This window comes from Pseudomonas sp. SW-3 (assembly GCF_016615645.1).
Lineage (GTDB): Bacteria > Pseudomonadota > Gammaproteobacteria > Pseudomonadales > Pseudomonadaceae > Aquipseudomonas > Aquipseudomonas mandelii.
In genome coordinates this window covers 1484676-1503052 of sequence record NZ_CP067098.1, presented here as the reverse complement: position 1 = coordinate 1503052, position 18377 = coordinate 1484676, and the positions used below count along the sequence as shown (strand labels likewise).

General features: G+C 60.0%; 15 protein-coding genes. 5 read left to right on the top strand and 10 right to left on the bottom strand.

All coding sequences use genetic code 11. From position 1 onward, the window contains the following. Window positions 1–35: 35 nt before the first annotated feature. From pcaF to pcaR, 5 genes are all read right to left on the bottom strand, one after another. On the bottom strand, window positions 36–1241 hold the full coding sequence (pcaF, locus tag JIO00_RS06675) for a 3-oxoadipyl-CoA thiolase (protein WP_200667842.1): 1206 nt from the start codon (window positions 1239–1241) through the stop codon (window positions 36–38). Next, entirely contained in the window at window positions 1238–2017 is a 780-nt protein-coding gene (locus JIO00_RS06670) for a CoA-transferase subunit beta (protein WP_010462546.1), read from the bottom strand. Before JIO00_RS06670 ends, pcaF begins: the two co-directional genes overlap by 4 nt. Continuing rightward, entirely contained in the window at window positions 2017–2874 is an 858-nt protein-coding gene (locus JIO00_RS06665) for a CoA transferase subunit A (protein WP_010462548.1), read from the bottom strand. The genes JIO00_RS06670 and JIO00_RS06665 overlap by 1 nt, the downstream gene beginning before the upstream one ends. A gap of 282 nt (window positions 2875–3156) precedes the next feature. Continuing rightward, window positions 3157–4503: an MFS transporter gene (locus JIO00_RS06660; protein ID WP_010462550.1), complete on the bottom strand. Its 1347-nt coding sequence runs from the start codon at window positions 4501–4503 to the stop codon at window positions 3157–3159. 128 nt (window positions 4504–4631) lie between these two features. Then, window positions 4632–5474, bottom strand: a complete 843-nt coding sequence (gene pcaR / locus JIO00_RS06655; protein ID WP_010462552.1) for a pca regulon transcriptional regulator PcaR — start codon at window positions 5472–5474, stop codon at window positions 4632–4634. A gap of 679 nt (window positions 5475–6153) precedes the next feature. On the opposite strand from pcaR, the gene JIO00_RS06650 reads away from it, so the two are divergent. Then, window positions 6154–6354 (top strand): hypothetical protein, encoded by a 201-nt coding sequence (locus tag JIO00_RS06650; protein WP_007935837.1) that lies wholly within the window; start codon window positions 6154–6156, stop codon window positions 6352–6354. Window positions 6355–6730: 376 nt separating this feature from the next. After that, window positions 6731–8206 (top strand): inorganic phosphate transporter, encoded by a 1476-nt coding sequence (locus JIO00_RS06645; RefSeq protein ID WP_010462556.1) that lies wholly within the window; start codon window positions 6731–6733, stop codon window positions 8204–8206. A gap of 627 nt (window positions 8207–8833) precedes the next feature. Here the strand turns inward: JIO00_RS06645 and ccoM are convergent. From ccoM to JIO00_RS06630, 3 genes are all read right to left on the bottom strand, one after another. Next, window positions 8834–8947, bottom strand: coding sequence for a cytochrome c oxidase subunit CcoM (ccoM, locus tag JIO00_RS29985; protein ID WP_010462558.1), 114 nt, complete (start codon window positions 8945–8947; stop codon window positions 8834–8836). A gap of 144 nt (window positions 8948–9091) precedes the next feature. After that, window positions 9092–9253, bottom strand: coding sequence for a hypothetical protein (locus tag JIO00_RS06635; protein WP_007935839.1), 162 nt, complete (start codon window positions 9251–9253; stop codon window positions 9092–9094). Window positions 9254–9325: 72 nt separating this feature from the next. Then, window positions 9326–9667 (bottom strand): hypothetical protein, encoded by a 342-nt coding sequence (locus JIO00_RS06630; protein WP_010462560.1) that lies wholly within the window; start codon window positions 9665–9667, stop codon window positions 9326–9328. Between the two features lie 218 nt (window positions 9668–9885). On the opposite strand from JIO00_RS06630, the gene rapA reads away from it, so the two are divergent. Next, window positions 9886–12732: an RNA polymerase-associated protein RapA gene (rapA, locus tag JIO00_RS06625; protein ID WP_010462562.1), complete on the top strand. Its 2847-nt coding sequence runs from the start codon at window positions 9886–9888 to the stop codon at window positions 12730–12732. Window positions 12733–12905: 173 nt separating this feature from the next. Here the strand turns inward: rapA and JIO00_RS06620 are convergent, their stop codons facing one another. Then, complete coding sequence (locus tag JIO00_RS06620) at window positions 12906–14255, bottom strand: spinster family MFS transporter (RefSeq protein WP_077749560.1); 1350 nt, start codon at window positions 14253–14255, stop codon at window positions 12906–12908. 358 nt (window positions 14256–14613) lie between these two features. Here JIO00_RS06620 and JIO00_RS06615 point away from each other — a divergent pair, with 358 nt between their 5' ends. Both JIO00_RS06615 and JIO00_RS06610 read left to right on the top strand, forming a co-directional pair. Beyond that, window positions 14614–14979: a YkgJ family cysteine cluster protein gene (locus JIO00_RS06615; protein ID WP_042932325.1), complete on the top strand. Its 366-nt coding sequence runs from the start codon at window positions 14614–14616 to the stop codon at window positions 14977–14979. 131 nt (window positions 14980–15110) lie between these two features. Further along, a complete protein-coding gene (locus JIO00_RS06610) occupies window positions 15111–17321 on the top strand; it encodes a putative bifunctional diguanylate cyclase/phosphodiesterase (RefSeq protein ID WP_200667840.1) in 2211 nt (736 codons plus the stop codon). Here the strand turns inward: JIO00_RS06610 and JIO00_RS06605 are convergent. Next, complete coding sequence (locus tag JIO00_RS06605; RefSeq protein ID WP_172962155.1) at window positions 17274–18179, bottom strand: NAD(P)-dependent oxidoreductase; 906 nt, start codon at window positions 18177–18179, stop codon at window positions 17274–17276. The genes JIO00_RS06610 and JIO00_RS06605 overlap by 48 nt on opposite strands. Window positions 18180–18377 lie beyond the last annotated feature (198 nt).

Genomic DNA, 18377 nt, shown 5'->3' with positions numbered 1-18377 from the left:
TTCGCTTTCCTCTGTTCTTATTAGTCTGCCGGGCGTCAGACGCGTTCGATGGCCAAGGCCAGACCCTGGCCGACACCGACGCACATGGTCGCCAGGCCTTTGTTGCCGCCCGTTTTTTCAAGCTGATGCAACGCGGTCAGGACCAGGCGCGCACCGCTCATGCCCAACGGATGGCCCAAGGCAATGGCGCCACCGTTCGGGTTGACCTGGGCCGCGTCGTCCGCCAAGCCCAGCTCACGCAGTACCGCTAACCCTTGGCTGGCAAAGGCTTCATTGAGTTCGATCACATCGAAATCGCTGACGGCCAGCCTGAGGCGCTCGGTCAGTTTGCGCACCGCCGGCACCGGGCCGATGCCCATTACCCGTGGCGCGACACCGGCGCTCGCCATGCCCAGCACTTTGGCGCGGGCGGTCAGGCCGTGTTTCTTCACTGCTTCAGCGGAGGCCAGAATCAACGCCGCTGCGCCGTCGTTCACACCGGAAGCGTTGCCGGCGGTGACGGTTTTGCCTGGACCGTTGACGGGCTTCAGCTTGGCCAGGGTTTCCAGCGTGGTGTCGGCACGAGGATGCTCATCCTGGCTGACGACGGTTTCGCCTTTCTTGTGGGCAATCCGCACTTCGACGATTTCTTCAGCGAAAAATCCTGCAGCTTGCGCAGCGGCTGTGCGCTGCTGGCTGCGCAGGGCGAAAGCGTCCTGATCCTCGCGAGACACTTCGTAATCGTCGGCCACGTTGTCGGCGGTCTGCGGCATCGCATCGACGCCGTATTGCGCTTTCATCAACAGGTTGATGAAGCGCCAGCCGATGGTGGTGTCTTCCAGCTTCATGTTGCGCGAGAACGCCGCATCGGCCTTGCCCATCACGAAGGGTGCGCGGGACATCGACTCGACGCCGCCGGCAATTGCCAGTTCCATTTCGCCACTGGCGATTGCGCGGAAGGCGGTGCCGATCGCATCCATACCCGAGGCGCAGAGGCGATTGAGCGTGACGCCGGGAATGCTTTCCGGCAGCCCGGCCAGCAACAGCGCCATGCGGGCGACGTTGCGGTTGTCTTCGCCGGCCTGGTTGGCGCAGCCGAGGAACACCTCGTCCACTGCGTTCCAGTCCACCGACGGGTTGCGTTCCATCAAGGCCTTGATCGGCACGGCGGCGAGGTCGTCTGCACGCACCGCTGACAAGCCGCCGCCGAAACGGCCGATGGGGGTGCGAATCGCATCGCAGATATAAACGTCGCGCATCACGCTTCTCCCGGTGTCTGGCCGTGGGCGGCGGCGGTGCGGGCTTCCAGATCCCTGAGCGCCTTAAGCTCAACATCCGTTGGCTCAGCCGTATTTTCGACATTTCCTGCGAAGCGAATTGCCCAGCCGGTGGCGGCAATCACTTGCTCGCGAGTCACGCCCGGGTGCAGCGCGGTGACCACGAATTCATGGGTGTCCGCTTCGGGCTCCATGATGCACAGGTCGGTAATGATGCCGACTGGCCCTGCGCCCGGAAGGCCGAGACGCTTGCGCGAATCACCGCCCTCGCCATGACCGACCGAGGTGATGAAGTCGAGTTTGTCGACGAACGAGCGCGCCGATTGCTTGAGAATGATGAGTACGCTTTTCGCCGAGCCGGCAATTTCCGGCGCGCCACCGGCACCGGGCAGGCGGACTTTCGGTGCGTGGTAATCACCGACCACAGTGGTGTTGATGTTGCCGAAGCGGTCGACCTGCGCGGCGCCGAGAAAACCGACGTCAATGCGCCCGCCCTGCAACCAGTAGCGAAAAATCTCACCGGTCGGGACGACAGTGTCGGCGGTTTCCGCCAGTTCGCCGTCACCGATCGACAGCGGCAGTACGCTTGGCTTGGCACCGATCGGACCCGATTCGTAGATCAGGACCACATCCGGCGAAGACGTCAGGCGCGCCAGGTTGGCGGCTTTCGACGGCAGGCCGATGCCGACGAAGCACACCGAACCGTTCTTCAGGCGGCGGGCAGCGGCGACGGTCATCATTTCGTTGGTGGTGTAAGTCATTACTTGGCCTCCGAAGCAGCGGCCAGTTTGGCCTGGAACTCGCTGAAGTCAGCGCAGCCGTGGATGTATTCGTCGATCCACGCGGTGAAGGTTTCACGGTCGCGGGCAATCGGGTCCCAAGCTTGGTAGAAGCGGTTGTCGCGCTCGTTGTAACCGTGGGCGTAGGACGGATGCGCGCCGCCAGGCACATGGCAGACCGCGCTCAAGGCCCAGGTCGGCAGCACGCAAGAATTCATTGGTGCATTGAGGTCGTCGACGATTTCCTCGACGGTGACGATGCAACGCTTGGCCGCCAGCGCGGCTTCTTTTTGAACGCCGAGAATGCCCCACAGCAGCACGTTGCCTTTGCGGTCGGCTTTCTGCGCGTGAATCACGGTGATGTCCGGGCGTACCGAAGGCACGGCGGCCAACACTTCGCCGGTGAACGGGCAGGTGACGGTTTTGATCAGCGGGTTGACCTTCGGCAAGTCGGAACCGGCGTAGGCACGCAGTACCGCGAACGGTAGGCCGGAGGCGCCAGCGACGTAGGCATTGGCCAGGTCGGCGTGGCTATGCTCTTCGATTTCCAGCGCGTGCGGCCACTGCTTCTCGACCGCGTCACGCAGACGATGCAGCGAACCGACACCCGGGTTGCCGCCCCAGGAGAAAATCAGCTTGCGAGCACAACCGGCGCCGATCAACTGGTCGTAGATCAGGTCAGGCGTCATCCGCACCAGCGTCAGATCTTTCTTGCCCTGGCGAATGATTTCGTGACCGGCCGCCGTAGGGATCAGGTGAGTGAAGCCTTCGAGCGCGACGGTATCGCCGTCGTTGACGAATTGCTTCACCGCGTCGTGCAGCGAAAGGATTTCAGCCATGGGGCAGGCTCCCGTTTGTGATGAACCGACAGTGGTAGAAAAAGGCGCGATGCGCAGCGCCGGAATGACTGAAGGTTAAGCCTGTGCAAAACACCAAACAATCCGATAATCGACTAAGTGTTCGTTTATCGAACATATTGTTGTCTCGCTATCGATCCCAAAAAGCATCGCCGGAACGCCGCCCGGAGCCGGCTCACTCCTACAGGAGAACGCGATTGACTGTAGGACCGAGCCTGCTCGCGAAGAGGCCATCAAACCCGCTGAAGATTCCGGAGCCTGAACTCAGGTCGCATCCGCATGACTGACCATGCCCTTGATCACCACCGCCATGGTTGCCACCGCCGCCGGAATCACCAGCGCCGTCAGCACTTGTTCAAAGTTCCAGCCCAGGCCCAGCAATGTCGCACCCATCCAGGCCCCGAGAATCGCGCCGAAACGGCCAATCCCGAGCATCCACGACACCCCGGTCGCTCGCCCTTGCGTCGGATAAAACCGCGCTGCCAGCGACGGCATCGCTGATTGCGCACCGTTGACGCACATCCCGGCCACCAGCACCAATGTCGCCAAAATCGTGATATTGCCCAGGCTCTGCCCTACCGCGTAGGCAAACACCCCGGCCAGCAGGTAGAAAATGCCGATGACCTTGTGCGGATTGAACCGGTCCATCGCCCAGCCCACGCCCACTGCGCTCAACACCCCGCCAAACTGGAACAGGGCACCAATGAATGCCGCTTGTTCCATGCTCGCGCCACTGTCACGCATCAGTGTCGGCAGCCAACTGGTCAGCAGGTAAACAATCACCAGCCCCATGAAGTAGGTCAGCCACAACAGCAAGGTGCCGGTGCTATAGGTGCCAGAGAAGATCACCGCGAACACGTTGCGCGCCTTCACGGTTTTCTGCTCCGGTACGCTGAAGCTCGACGCCTGAGCGACGACGGTCGGATCGATCGGTGCGAGAGCCTTGCGCACTTTGTCGGTACCACGGTTGCGCACGACCAGGTAACGCGCCGATTCGGGCAGCCAGAACAGCAAGACGACGGTCAGTATCAACGGCAGAATCCCGCCGATCAGTAGCAGACTGTGCCAGCCGAAGGCCGGAATCAGCTTGGCCGAGATAAACCCGCCACCGGCCATGCCGAGGTTGAAGCCGCAGAACATGCTGGTCACCAGCAGGGATTTTTTGCGCTCCGGGGTGTATTCCGACAACAGCGTGGTGGCGTTCGGCATCCCGGCGCCAAGGCCCAGGCCGGTGAGGAAGCGCAGCACCAGCAGTTGATCGACGTTGGTGCTGTACGCCGAGGCCAGGCTGAAAGCCCCGAACAACAATACCGCGCCGACCAGTACGACTTTTCGCCCGAAGCGGTCAGCCAAGGGACCGGAGCCCAGTGCGCCGAAGACCATGCCGATCAGCGCGGCACTCATCACCGGGCCGAGACTGGCGCGATCAATGCCCCAGTCCTGGGAGAGGGCCGGCGCGATGAAGCCCATGGCCGCGGTATCGAGGCCATCAAGGAAGACAATCAGGAAACACAGGATCACCACTCGCCACTGGTAGCGCGAGATGGGTTGAGCATTGATGAAGGACTGCACGTCGAGGCAGTTTCCTACAGCAGACTGAGGCTGGTTCATTATTTTTATTCCACGCAAGAACGCAGTCGGACAGGTGCCAGCTCAGGACTGGCGCTGCCGCGACAGTAATGATCCCGGGGAAACAGCGTCAATTCGATAAACGCGAGTCTGTGCGTTTATCGAACAGCTTAGGCAAACAACTGGGCGCTGAGGTCACGGCTGGCACTTAACAAACCGGGCAAGAAACGCTGCTCCAGCTCGTTGCGGCTGACTCGTCCGGCGTGGGTACTGACGTTGAGCGCGGCCACCACCTGGCCCGAAGCGTCGTACACCGGTACGGCAATCGAACGCAGGCCCTGCTCCAGTTCCTGATCGACGATGCACCAGCCTTGTTGCCGCACTTCCTGCAGACATTCGAGCAACGCCTCGGGTGTGTGCAAGGTTCGGCTGGTCTTGGCCTGGAACTCCGCATGGTCGAGGTATTCGCGCAGCGAGGTGTCGTCCAGTGCCGCAAGAAGAATCCGGCCCATCGACGTGCAATACGCTGGCAACCGCCCGCCCACCGACAGGTCGACGGAAATCAGGCGTTGGGTGGTCGCCGAGCGGGCGATGTACAAAATGTCGTCGCCCTCCAGCGTGGCCATGTTGCAAGCCTCGTGAAGTTGCTCACTCATACGGTCCAGATACGGCTGGGCGGACACCGCCAAAGGCGTTGAGGACAAATAGGCATGGCCCAGCGTCAGCACTTTGGGCAGCAGCGAATAGGTGCGACCGTCGGTGGTGGCGTAGCCGAGTTTGATCAGGGTGTGCAGGCAACGTCGCACAGCGGCGCGGGGAATTTCCGTGCGGTGGCTGATCTGGGCAATGGTCAGGTGCCGTTTGCGCTCCTGGAACGCTTGAACCACCGCCAATCCCCGGGCCAGAGACGTCATGAAATCCGGATCGCCGGTCAGGGCCTGGATTCGCTTGGCGGGCGAGGCCACGATCGGCGGCGCCACTGAAGCGAAGGAATTGCGCATTTGATCGTTCATATCAGGTCCTTTTCCCACACGGATCAGCGGATATTACAAGCGGCTTCGGGTCCGGCACACAAGCCACAGGCTGCAAGATTGGGCGATTATCGAACCATCGACCGATAATCGCAATCGACCTCACAGACGATGGCTACCTGCGCGCGCTGATTTGCGCAGCGCCCGCAACATGCTTTTATTCTTTACTGATTAAGGGCTGATGTAGTGGGATTAACTTGTTCGACTTTATGGCGTCAGAAAGACATCGTTGCACTGTGACATCACCCACACCCTAGTTACCTCTGAAAGTTGTGAGTAACAAAACAATCACACAGGTAGAACTACTTTTAACTCTCAAGCGATAGTGTTCTTCGGATCGACCGCTATAATGCACCTCAGTGGCGAAGCGGTTTTTACGTGCCGATCCCGCTACCCGGCAGCCCGGTATTCTATCGTCGCTGCCTGCAGCAAGCGCTTGACGCTCATTTCATATGCTCCGCCAACGCGCTCGCTGAAACAGGTAACTGATGCTACGTCAGCTGTTTTTCTCTGGTGCCGTGGCCGCCTGCAACATGGAAGTATTTTTCGCACGCCGTAGAAACGATGCCTTTATCGGGTATTGGCCTTTCGACGGGTGTGGTCAATAGGTTCCATGCAGCGCGTTTCACCAGAATTTATCTCAACTCATACAGGTAGCACTGTGACGAAAGACGAACTGCGCGCGGAACTTGAGCGCCAGGAACAACGTTACAAGGAAGTTTACGGCGGGGAAGTCACCACCTACGCCGCTCAGCCCGAACCCGAACGTAAGCCATGGCGTAAACGCGCCACCGTTCAGGATCAGGCATTCACCCAGGAATTGCAGAAGATGGAAAAGGAACTCAAAGCCGAAGAACCCTGAATACCTCGGCCTGAATCCTTCAAGGGTCTGCATCGGCACCCGTTAAAAGCGGGGTGTTCTGATGATGCCTTTCGCGCCCGCTACAAGCGGGCAGCGGTCACCTCACCCTACGGATGAGGCAAATGGCACTTGCCTGACCCTCTTCTCAGATATTTCACACAAGTGTTCAAGCCTCTCGGTCTCACGAGAGAAACCCTTGTGGCTGCGGCCTTTTCATCTGAATTCAATGACTTGCAAAACCCGGTAAAAACCTCGGCGATAGGCCATCGTCACAAATTAATTCGTTGAAGAATGTTACCGATGAGCACCTAGTGCATCGATTTGCAGTCTTTTCTGGCATAATCGCGCCCCCTTATGACCGGGTCAGAAAACCTTCATGATCGATTTATTCAGCGGACTTGATGCTTGGGTGCTTGTGAGCCTCTTGCTCGCCCTGGCCTTTGTCCTCGCCTTCGAGTTCATCAACGGCTTTCATGACACCGCTAACGCGGTGGCCACCGTTATCTACACCAAAGCCATGCCGCCTCATCTGGCGGTGTTCTTTTCCGGTGTGTTCAACTTTCTCGGCGTACTGCTGGGCGGTGTCGGCGTGGCGTATGCCATCGTCCACCTGCTGCCGGTAGAACTGCTGATCAATGTGAACACCGGTCACGGGCTGGCCATGGTGTTCTCGCTGCTCGCCGCCGCCATCACCTGGAACCTGGGCACCTGGTACTTCGGTATCCCGGCCTCCAGCTCCCACACGCTGATCGGTTCGATCCTCGGTGTCGGCCTGGCCAACGCGTTGATCAACGACATTGCGTTGGCCGATGGCGTGAACTGGCAGAAAGCGATCGACATCGGGGCGTCCCTGGTGTTCTCGCCGATGGCGGGTTTCCTGGTCGCAGCGCTGATATTGATCGGTCTTAAATGGTGGCGTCCTCTGTCGAAGATGCACAAGACACCGGAACAGCGCCGCAAGATCGACGACAAGAAACACCCGCCGTTCTGGAATCGCCTGGTGCTGGTGATCTCGGCCATGGCCGTGAGCTTCGTGCACGGTTCCAACGATGGCCAGAAAGGTATCGGCCTGATCATGCTGGTGCTGATCGGTATCGTGCCGGCGCAGTTCGTTCTCGACCTGGGCAGCACGACCTACCAGATCGAACGGACCCGCGATGCGACGTTGCACCTGAGCCAGTTCTACAAGCGTAACGCCGACACCTTGGGCGAGTACCTGGCCCTGGGCAAAAGCGTGGAAGGCGATCTGCCGGAGAAATTCCGTTGCAACCCGCAACAGACCGAACCGACCATCACCGCCCTCCTCGACACCCTTAAAGGTGTAGCGGATTACCACTCGCTGTCGCCGGAAAGCCGCATCGAAGTGCGTCGCTATCTGCTCTGCCTGGATGACACGGCGAAGAAAGTCGGCAAGCTGCCTGGCCTCGCTGCCCGTGAAAAGGCTGACCTGGACAAACTGCGCAAAGACCTGACCACCACCACCGAATACGCCCCGTTCTGGGTGATTCTGGCGGTCGCCCTGGCCCTGGGCCTGGGGACCATGGTCGGCTGGAAACGCGTGGTGCTGACCATCGGCGAGAAGATCGGCAAGCAGGGCATGACTTACTCCCAAGGCATGTCGGCACAGATCACCACCGCGAGCCTGATCGGCATGGCCAACATCTTCAGCCTGCCGGTCTCCACCACCCACGTCCTGTCCTCGGGTGTGGCGGGCACCATGGTCGCCAATAAAAGCGGCCTGCAAGGCGGCACCGTGAGAACCATCCTGCTGGCCTGGGTCCTGACCCTGCCCGCGACAGTGGCCTTGTCGGCCGGCCTGTTCTGGCTGGCATCGAAGGCACTGGGCAGCTGATACATGGCTGCGACAAAGAGGCGCGTTCCGTAAGGTTCGCGCCTTTTTTATGGCCTGCAGTCCGGCATTGCCGGGTCTGTTGAAAGAGATGGTTGGCCGTGAGGACGCCTTCGCGGGCAAGCCTCGCTCCTACAGTGGGACGTTGCCCACCGAACGCTTCTCACCACTCAATAGGCCGAGCGTTAGCTCGCCTGCTTTTGATCTTGATCTGCCCGCCCCTTCGGGAGGCGGAGTGGAGGCGTTCATCTGGGGGGGGGCGCGTAGCGCCGTGCGGCGAAGCCGCACACATCGAGAGGAGGTCGAAGCGAAGCCGACCGGAGGCGATGCCCCCAGATGAATGCCGGAGCGAAGGAACGCCGAGCCTAGGCGAGGGGCCGGACGTTCGGGGCGAGCCTTTTTTTGCTTACTTTTTTTTGGCGTTTGAAAAAAAAGTGAGTCGCCGTAAGGGCGAAACCATAAGCGGCCATTACCGCAGGAATGGATATGTACACCACGCAGAGACAGGTCGGCTATCAGGCCGCCTTCGCAAACAGGCTCCACAGCCCCCCCATCCCCAAATCGCAGGCGAAAAAAAGGGCAACCGAAGTTGCCCAAAATGCCTTGCGTGCTCATTACATCCAGAAAGAACTACGGCTTACGCTTATGCGAATCCTTCCAGATAAAAAATCCGAACCCTGCGAAAAACAGAACCATGAGGCCGACTGTCAGCACCCCTGCGATCACCACGTTGTCGAAAAACATGACGGCTCTCCTGCACTTGCCCTGTTGCGATAGGGCTAAGTTAACCAATCAGGCAGAAGAGAAAATTGACCAGGATCAATGTCGCCCAAGACAGGGCGTAAAGGAGGGGAAATAACTGACCTGCATCAACGGATGCAGGGTGTTTCAGCGCTTTTTCGGCTTGTTCTTCGGTTTCTTCTTGGCTTTACCCAACGGCATCGCCTGCTCAAACGCCTGACGCACTTCATTCAGACGCTTTTCATTAAGGTCATGAACCCGCTTGGCGCGTTCGGAATTGAGATCAATCAGCTTGTCGTCTTGGCTCATGGTGCTCAGTACATCGTATGGCAGGGTTGTCACAATAATGCGGTCTCACGGCAGCGCTGACCAGCCACAACCTCAAATCTGGATATCGACCCACAACCCCTGGCGCGGCTGATCTTCCATCAACGGCGCCACCGGCACGGTATTGTCGGCATTGAGCTCGTTACCGGGAATCGCCAGATGCTCTTCCGGATCTTCATCAGCCTCACGACGACGCCGTTCCCGCTCCTGCTTGCGCCGCTGTTCCTCGCGCAGCTGAAAAGCCGCCTCTTCGGGATCTCGCTGTTGCAGGTCGATGGTGTTTTCGTTGGAGCTTTCCTGCACCGGCACGACAGGCGGAATATCCGGGCGCTGGCGGATCGGGTCCTGCTGTGACGTGATCGGCACGGCACTCAAAGGGAGCATCGGTGGCAGCATAATTAATAGTCTCCTGTCAGCAGGCTGTCGGCTGCGGGGATGGCGACTTGAGCCATCGGTCGCAAACTGTGACCGGTTTGGCACCAATTGGTGCCCCGACCTGCAAGCATCGCGTCGCTGGGCTAACGTAAGAGTGCGAGTTTTTATGAGAGTCCTTTGGCCCTGAAGCCCTCATTCCGTTAAGATAGCCCGCTTTTTCAAGGTGGGAGTCAGGCAGCATGGCGCAGCAGTATCAACCGGGGCAACGCTGGATCAGTGACAGCGAAGCCGAGCTGGGTTTAGGCACCGTTCTGGCACAGGACGGCCGCTTGTTGACCGTGCTCTATCCGGCCACTGGCGAGACTCGCCAGTACGCGCTACGGAATGCGCCCCTCACCCGCGTGCGGTTTTCGCCGGGCGACTCCATCACTCACTTCGAAGGCTGGAAGCTGACCGTCCAGGAAGTCGACGACGTCGATGGCCTGCTGGTCTACCACGGCCTCAACGCGCAGAACGAAGTGGTTACCCTGCCGGAAACCCAACTGTCGAACTTCATTCAGTTCCGCCTGGCCAGTGACCGTTTGTTCGCCGGGCAGATCGACCCGCTGGCCTGGTTCTCCCTGCGCTACAACACCCTGGAACACACCAGCCGCCAATTGCAGTCCGCGCTTTGGGGCCTCGGTGGCGTACGCGCGCAACCGATCGCGCACCAGTTGCACATCGCCCGTGAAGTCGCCGACCGCATTGCGCCGCGGGTTCTGCTGGCCGATGAAGTGGGCCTGGGCAAAACCATCGAAGCCGGCCTGGTGATCCATCGCCAACTGCTCTCGGGCCGCGCCAACCGCGTGCTGATCCTGGTGCCGGAGAACCTGCAGCACCAGTGGCTGGTCGAGATGCGCCGCCGCTTTAACCTGCAAGTCGCGCTGTTCGACGAAGAACGCTTCATCGAAAGCGATGCCGCCAACCCATTTGAAGACACCCAGCTCGCGCTGGTTGCACTCGAGTGGCTGGTGGACGACGAAAAGGCCCAGGACGCGCTGTTCGCCGCCGGTTGGGACCTGCTGGTGGTCGACGAAGCGCACCACCTGGTGTGGCACGAAGACAAGGCCAGCCCTGAATACACCTTGGTCGAGCAACTGGCCGAAGTCATTCCCGGCGTCCTGTTGCTGACCGCGACCCCGGAACAACTGGGTCAGGACAGCCACTTTGCGCGCCTGCGCCTGCTTGACCCGAACCGTTTCCATGACCTGCACGCCTTCCGCGCCGAGAGCGAAAACTATCGCCCGGTGGCCGAAGCCGTTCAGGAGCTGCTGGACAAAGGGCGCCTGTCGCCGGAAGCGCACAAGACCATTCACGGTTTCCTCGGCAACGAAGGCGAAGCGCTGCTGACCGCCGTCAACGATGGCGACATCGAAGCCAGCGCCCGCCTGGTCCGCGAACTGCTGGACCGCCACGGCACCGGCCGCGTGCTGTTTCGCAACACCCGCGCCGCCGTGCAGGGTTTCCCGGAACGCAAACTGCATCCGTACCCGCTGCCGTGCCCGGACGAATACCTCGAACTGCCGCTGGGCGATCACGCCGAGCTGTACCCGGAAGTCAGCTTCCAGGCCCAGCCGGACGCCAACGAAGAAGAACGCTGGTGGAAATTCGACCCGCGCGTCGAGTGGCTGATCGATCAGCTGAAGATGCTCAAACGCACCAAAGTGCTGGTGATCTGCGCCCACGCTGAAACCGCCATGGACCTGGAAGACGCCCTGCGTGTGCGCTCCGGTATTCCGGCCACGGTCTTCCACGAAGGCATGAACATCCTTGAGCGTGACCGCGCCGCGGCCTACTTCGCCGACGAAGAATTTGGCGCACAGGTGCTGATCTGCTCGGAAATCGGCAGTGAAGGTCGTAACTTCCAGTTCTCGCACCACCTGGTGCTGTTCGATCTGCCATCCCACCCGGACTTGCTCGAGCAGCGTATCGGTCGTCTGGACCGGATCGGCCAGAAGCACATCATCGAACTGCACGTGCCGTATCTGGAAACCAGCCCTCAAGAACGGCTGTTCCAGTGGTACCACGAGGCGCTGAACGCGTTCCTCAACACCTGCCCGACCGGCAACGCCTTGCAGCATCAGTTCGGCCCGCGCCTGCTGCCACTGCTGGAAAACGCCGACGATGGCGAGTGGCAAGCGCTGATCGACGAAGCCCGCGCCGAGCGTGAGCGCCTGGAAGCCGAGTTGCACACCGGCCGTGACCGCTTGCTGGAACTCAACTCCGGCGGCGCTGGCGAAGGTGATGCGCTGGTCGAGGACATTCTCGAACAAGACGATCAGTTCGCCCTGCCGATCTACATGGAAACCCTGTTCGACGCATTCGGCATCGACAGCGAAGACCATTCGGAAAACGCCCTGATCCTCAAGCCGAGCGAAAAAATGCTCGACGCCAGTTTCCCGCTGGGCGACGACGAAGGCGTGACCATCACTTACGACCGTAACCAGGCGCTGTCTCGCGAAGACATGCAGTTCATCACCTGGGAACACCCGATGGTGCAAGGCGGCATGGACCTGGTCTTGTCCGGTTCAATGGGCAACACCGCCGTGGCGCTGATCAAGAACAAGGCGCTGAAACCGGGCACCGTGTTGCTGGAACTGCTCTACGTCAGCGAAGTGGTTGCGCCGCGCTCGCTGCAACTGGGCCGTTACCTGCCGCCGGCCGCCCTGCGCTGCCTGCTCGATGCCAATGGCAACGACCTGTCGGCACGGGTGTCGTTCGAAACCCTGAACGATCAACTGGAAAGCGTGCCCCGCGCCAGTGCCAACAAGTTCATCCAGGCTCAGCGCGATCAACTGACGCCACGGATCAACGCCGGCGAAGAGAAGATCTTCCCGCGTCACGCCGAACGGGTTGCCGAAGCGCAACGTCGTCTGGCGGCCGATACCGACGAAGAGCTGGCACGTTTGACCGCACTGCAAGCGGTCAACCCGACCGTGCGCGACAGCGAACTGGTTGCCCTGCGCAAACAACGCGAGCAGGGTCTGGCGATGCTGGATAAAGCCGCGTTGCGGCTGGAAGCGATTCGGGTGTTGGTGGCGGGTTAAACCGCCCTGCTCCACCGCTGAAAACAAGAAGGCCCGCAGTGATGTGGGCCTTTTTTATTGCCTGAAATTTGATGCAGTGATGCTGATGGCCGCATCGCTGGCAGGCTAGCGCCCACCGGGGATTTGTTAACGCTGTAGATCCAATGTGGGGGCCAGCCTGCTGGCGATAGCGATTATGCAGTCGCCACTGCAACATCAGATTCACCCACAGCGACTAACCCTTCCTTCATCCGCTTCGAATCCCGAACAAAACACCGCGAAGCCAAAAACAGAAACACCATGGTGAAAAACAGCGCCACCGGGATCAAGTACATCGCGTCATGCAAGCCGACCGCCTTGAATGCCTCGGTCATTTGCTCGGTGCCTGCCGCGGCCATCGCCGTGTGCGCGAAGTGGTCGGACAAACCACCCACCACCACCGGTCCCAAACCACCGCCCAGCAAGTACAACCCGGCGAAGAACAGCGCCATCGCCGTGGCCCGCAAGCGCGGTTCGACCACGTCCTGAATCGCCGTGTAAACGCAGGTATAGAAGTTGTAAGCAAACAGCCAACCCACGCTGAACACTGCCACGAACACCCCGATCTCGATCCGCCCGGCATGCAGCGCCCACGCGGTACAGACCGTCGAGATGATCAGGCTGAATGCCGCAAACAGCAGGCGCCCATTGGCCACTCGCTGGTGAATCTTGTCGGCGACCCAGCCACCGAGCGTCAATCCGAACAAACCGGTCACGCCGACGATCACGCCGGTCGCCACCGCCGCTTCCTGCAACGGCATCAGGAAGTAACGCTGCAACATCGGCACCAGAAACGAGTTGCAGGCATAAGTAGCGAAGTTGAAGCACAACCCGGCCATGACCAGCCAAAGAAAGGTCGGCACTGCCAGAATTCGCCGGATCGGCTTGTCGACTTTCTCTTGCGAGACCTGCACGGTTTCTGCCGCGCCACGCTTCGGCTCTTTGATGAAGAACATGAAGATAGCGAGGATCAGCCCCGGCACCGCCGCGATGAAGAACGGTGCACGCCAGCTGTCGAACGCTTTGACCATTGCGCCAATGGTGAAGAACGCCAGCAGCAGGCCCAGTGGCAGACCGAGCATGAAAATGCCCATGGCCCGCGCGCGACGATGCGCCGGGAACAGGTCGCCGATCAGCGAGTTGGCGGCCGGCGCGTAACTGGCTTCGCCGACGCCGACGCCCATGCGCACGATCAGGAACGCCCAGAAATTGCCCACCAGACCATTGACCGCCGTCAGACCGCTCCACGCTGCCAGGCCCCAGCCCATCAGCTTGCTGCGCGAACCGGTATCGGCCATGCGCCCCAGGGGCAAGCCGGCAATGGCGTAGACGATGGTGAATGCAGTACCGATGATCCCCAGCTGAAAGTCGCTGAGGTGCCATTCCATGCGGATGGGTTCGATGATGATGGCCGGGATGGTGCGATCGAAGAAGTTGAACAGATTGGCCAGGAACAGCAGGAACAGAATGCGCCAGGCATTCGCCGCTTGGGTCGAGTTCTGCATGGGGGTCCGTCTCTTTTATTGTTATTGGGGCTTCGCTGTCCCCGGAACCTCCAATCTAGACAGGCCCGCCGGAGCTGTCTGTAATTATTCGTAATGCTGATATCAACCCATGGAGCCAAATCCAAACCTGTGGGAGCGAGCTGCTAGCGAAGAGGCCGGCACATTCAATACAGAGGGTGACTGATCCGCCGCTTTCGCGAGCAGGCTCGCTCCCACAAGGGATTCTGCAAGGCAAGTATTTCTCGCCATTGGTCACATGAAAAAATACTTTTTCGCCCCCTTCCCAAGTTCAAAGCGAAGCCTAGAATAGCGGCCTTGCCTGCCCCACCAATCCCCTATCCCTCTTTGATTATCGCCCATGTCCGAAGCCAGTCCGTGTCTGAATTGCGGTGCCTGCTGTTCTCATTTTCGCGTGTCTTTTTTCTGGGGTGAATGCACCTCGGCCGGGGGAACGGTGCCTGACGAGCTAGTCGCCCCCATCAGCCCCAGCCGGGTGGCCATGCTGGGCACGGACTGCAAACCCACTCGCTGCGTCGGGCTGGTCGGCGAAGTCGGCAGCACCGTGCAATGCTCGATTTACGACCAACGTTCCAGCACCTGTCGGGAGTTCGACGCCTCCTGGGCCAACGGCGAGGCAAATGTGGATTGCGATGCGGCACGGGCAGCGTTCGGATTGCCGGCCCTGCAACCGGAATTCGAGTTCCCTTATGAGCAGATCGCCTGAACACCGGCGCCTGTAATTACAAAATGTTCGAATGCAATGTGCCACTACCGTTTGCACTCTTTGTGTGACCTCTATACTCCAAGACATTCGCCAGGGTTAATGGTGTCGGCTGGATAAATACGAGGCGTCCGATGGAGTGGCCAGCTTTATATTTCACGACTCAACTGCCTGAGACTGGCCAGGTCATCCTCAATTGCACCCATAACCCCTTACTGGTGTTGCTGGCCTATGTGGTCGCCTGTGCAACCGGCTTCGCCACACTGGACATCACCGAGCGGATCGGCCACGCCGAAAAAGCGGCGTCCCAACGTCTGTGGCGCTGGGTTGGTGCCGGGTGTCTGGCGGGCGGTATCTGGGCCATGCACTTTGTCAGCATGCTGGCCTTCCAGGCCCCGATCGAAATCCATTATCAGTTACCCGTCACCCTGATCTCATTGCTGTTTGCACTGACAGCTTCGTGGCTGGCGATGCATACCCTCAGCCATCCTCATCTGACTTTCTGGAAAACACTGCGTGCCGCGGTATGGATCGGCCTAGGTATCGCGACCATGCATTACGTGGGTATGGCCGCGATGCGCTCCTACGCGACGGCCTATTACAACCCTGCCCTGTTCGCTCTCTCAATCGTGATCGCAATTGGCGCCAGCCTGGCGGCCCTGTTGATTTCCCGTCACCTGTGCGAGGGCAGCGGCGTGGTTCATCAACTGCTCAAATACACCGCCAGCCTGGTGCTCGGAGCCGGCATCGTCAGCATGCATTTCACTGGCATGGCGGCGCTCAACCTGGTGCTTCCCATCGATAGCCCCCAGCCACTGCCCGACGACAACACCCACCTGCAACTGGGGCTGACGGTGGCGGTAATGACCTTGCTGATCATCGGCAGCAGCATCAGCGCGGCATTGGCCGACAAGAAGCTGCAACACAAGGAATCCGACCTGAAGCGGGTCAACATCCTGCTCAGCCAACTGGATCAGGCGCGCTTGTCGCTGCAACAGGTGGCGCACTACGACGCGCTGACCAACCTGATCAACCGCCGTGGCTTCAATCAGATTTTCGCCGAAAAACTGCTCGAAAAGACCAACGAAGGCGGGATGCTTGCCGTGATGTTCCTCGACATCGACCACTTCAAGCGGATCAACGACAGCCTGGGCCATGACGCCGGCGATGAATTGCTCAAGGTCCTGGCCAGCCATATCAAGGATTCGGTACGCAGCCATGACGATGTGGTGGCGCGCTTTGGCGGGGACGAGTTCTGCATCCTCATCGGGCTGCATGAGCTTGAAGAAGCCCGGAGCATGGCCCAACGCATCATGCTGAAGATGAAAGAGCCCATCGAGCTGTCCGGCCGCAGCATGGTCATGACCACCAGCATCGGCATCAGCGTTTTTCCGCAAGATGGAACGACCTGCGAGGAGCTGCTGAAAAACGCCGACCTGGCGCTTTACCAGTCCAAGGGCAGCGGGCGCAACGGGCTGCATTTTTTCAGTCCACACATGAAAAACCGTGCCACGCTGGAGCTGCAACTCGAAGAAGAACTGCGGTACGCCCTGCGCAACGACGCCGGTCTGATCCTTTATTACCAACCGATCTACGACCTGAAAAGCGGCCAGGTCACCAAACTCGAAGCGCTGATTCGCTGGCAACACCCGGTTCACGGGTTGCTGGCACCGGATCGGTTCATTGCCATTGCCGAGGCCAACGGCCTGATCAACGAACTGGATAACTGGGTATTGCACAAGGCCTGTGAGGATCTTGGAGTGCTGTCTCGCCAGGGGCGCGAAGAACTCAAGATCGCCGTGAACTGCTCGCCGCTGAACCTCGCCCGGGAAGAGTTGGCCGATGAAATCGAAAACGCCCTGCGCATCGCCGGAGTGTCGCCACAACGGCTGGAACTCGAAGTCACCGAAAACGCGCTGATGGGCAATCTCGCCAACACCCTGGCGTTGTTGAAGCAGATCCGTTCTCTCGGTGTCTCGCTCTCGATCGACGACTTCGGCACGGGCTATTCATCCCTGGCCTACCTCAAGCGCCTGCCGCTGAACACACTGAAAATCGACCGCTCGTTCATTCAGGACATCCCCAAGGCTACCCAGGACATGGAAATCGTCCACGCCATTATCATCATGGCCCACACCCTGCATTTACAGGTCGTCAGCGAGGGCGTCGAAACGCCCGAGCAACATGACTTTCTCGAACGCCAGGGCTGCGACCTGGTTCAAGGCCACCTGCTCAGCCGCCCGGTACCGCTGGCCGAGCTGCCTGCGGTGCTGGCCGAAATCAATCAGCGCAAACATTCACGCAGTGTCAGTTCTCTGAGCCTGGCTACGGTACAACTGCACTAACGTCGACGGATCCTTTTCCAAAAAGCCCTGCCCCCCATGCAGGCGCATCAGTTGTGCGGCCAAGCCGCTGATCGGCGTGGCCGAGCCCTGTTCGCGGGAGAATTTCACCGCGGTGTCGAGGTCTTTGAGCAGCGTACGCACGTGCCACTTCACCGGCTCGAAACGACTCTCGGCCATTTGCGGGGCGAGGATCTGCAGCGGTTTTGAATCGGCGAACCCTCCCGCCAGCGCCTCGGCGATCAGGCTGGCGTCAACCCCGGAGCGCTCGGCCAGTGCCACCACTTCAGCAATCACCAGTGCATTGCAGGCAACGATCATCTGATTGCAGGCCTTGGTCACCTGCCCGGCGCCGACACCGCCCATGTGAGTCACCCGCTGACCGAGGTTCAACAGCACCGGCCTGACTCGCTCAAGGTCTGCCGCTTCGCCGCCGACCATAATGGCCAGGCTACCGGCCTCGGCACCGACGACACCTCCGGACACCGGCGCGTCCAGCCAACGCATGCCGCATTGGTCGACAAGCGCCGATGCCATGTCCCGCGTCGCCGTCGGTTCCAGACTGGAAAAGTCCACCAGCAACTGACCGCTTTTAGCGCCCTCGGCAATCCCTGCCGGACCGAAAACCACCTCGCGCACCACCGCCGTGTCCGCCAGGCACAGCATCACCACATCAGCGTGCTGACCCAATTCAGCCGCCGTTGCCACTTGCCGGGCGCCGGCCTCGACCAATGCTGCGCACTTGGCCGGGTTGCGATTCCATACCGTCAGCGGATACCCCGCCGCCAACAGGCGGCGGCACATGGGCAAGCCCATCAGGCCGATTCCGGCAAAACTCAACGAAGGTAGCGTTGACATCATTTAGCCTTCTTTTTGATTAAAGATCGCAGAATATTGGCCGATTCATCATGACTAAGGAAAGGATTCCCCCGAGCGTCGCTCAGGCTTAGTCCCTGACGCTTGGGCAAAATACGCGCTAAAAAAGTCGCGAGTTCCTATTCCGTGAAGGTTCGACGACACCGTGTCGCCGAGCTAACCAGCCCAGGTACATGGCGCCCA

What these genes read in the sequence shown, in the direction of transcription:
- JIO00_RS06670 (WP_010462546.1), bottom strand. Translation starts at nt 2,017, where the DNA reads ATGACTTACACCACCAACGAAATGATGACCGTCGCCGCTGCCCGCCGC.
- JIO00_RS06665 (WP_010462548.1), bottom strand. Translation starts at nt 2,874, where the DNA reads ATGGCTGAAATCCTTTCGCTGCACGACGCGGTGAAGCAATTCGTCAAC.
- JIO00_RS06660 (WP_010462550.1), bottom strand. Translation starts at nt 4,503, where the DNA reads ATGAACCAGCCTCAGTCTGCTGTAGGAAACTGCCTCGACGTGCAGTCC.
- pcaR (WP_010462552.1), bottom strand. Translation starts at nt 5,474, where the DNA reads ATGAACGATCAAATGCGCAATTCCTTCGCTTCAGTGGCGCCGCCGATC.
- JIO00_RS06645 (WP_010462556.1), top strand. Translation starts at nt 6,731, where the DNA reads ATGATCGATTTATTCAGCGGACTTGATGCTTGGGTGCTTGTGAGCCTC.
- ccoM (WP_010462558.1), bottom strand. Translation starts at nt 8,947, where the DNA reads ATGTTTTTCGACAACGTGGTGATCGCAGGGGTGCTGACAGTCGGCCTC.
- JIO00_RS06635 (WP_007935839.1), bottom strand. Translation starts at nt 9,253, where the DNA reads ATGAGCCAAGACGACAAGCTGATTGATCTCAATTCCGAACGCGCCAAG.
- JIO00_RS06630 (WP_010462560.1), bottom strand. Translation starts at nt 9,667, where the DNA reads ATGCTGCCACCGATGCTCCCTTTGAGTGCCGTGCCGATCACGTCACAG.
- rapA (WP_010462562.1), top strand. Translation starts at nt 9,886, where the DNA reads ATGGCGCAGCAGTATCAACCGGGGCAACGCTGGATCAGTGACAGCGAA.
- JIO00_RS06620 (WP_077749560.1), bottom strand. Translation starts at nt 14,255, where the DNA reads ATGCAGAACTCGACCCAAGCGGCGAATGCCTGGCGCATTCTGTTCCTG.
- JIO00_RS06615 (WP_042932325.1), top strand. Translation starts at nt 14,614, where the DNA reads ATGTCCGAAGCCAGTCCGTGTCTGAATTGCGGTGCCTGCTGTTCTCAT.
- JIO00_RS06610 (WP_200667840.1), top strand. Translation starts at nt 15,111, where the DNA reads ATGGAGTGGCCAGCTTTATATTTCACGACTCAACTGCCTGAGACTGGC.
- JIO00_RS06605 (WP_172962155.1), bottom strand. Translation starts at nt 18,179, where the DNA reads ATGATGTCAACGCTACCTTCGTTGAGTTTTGCCGGAATCGGCCTGATG.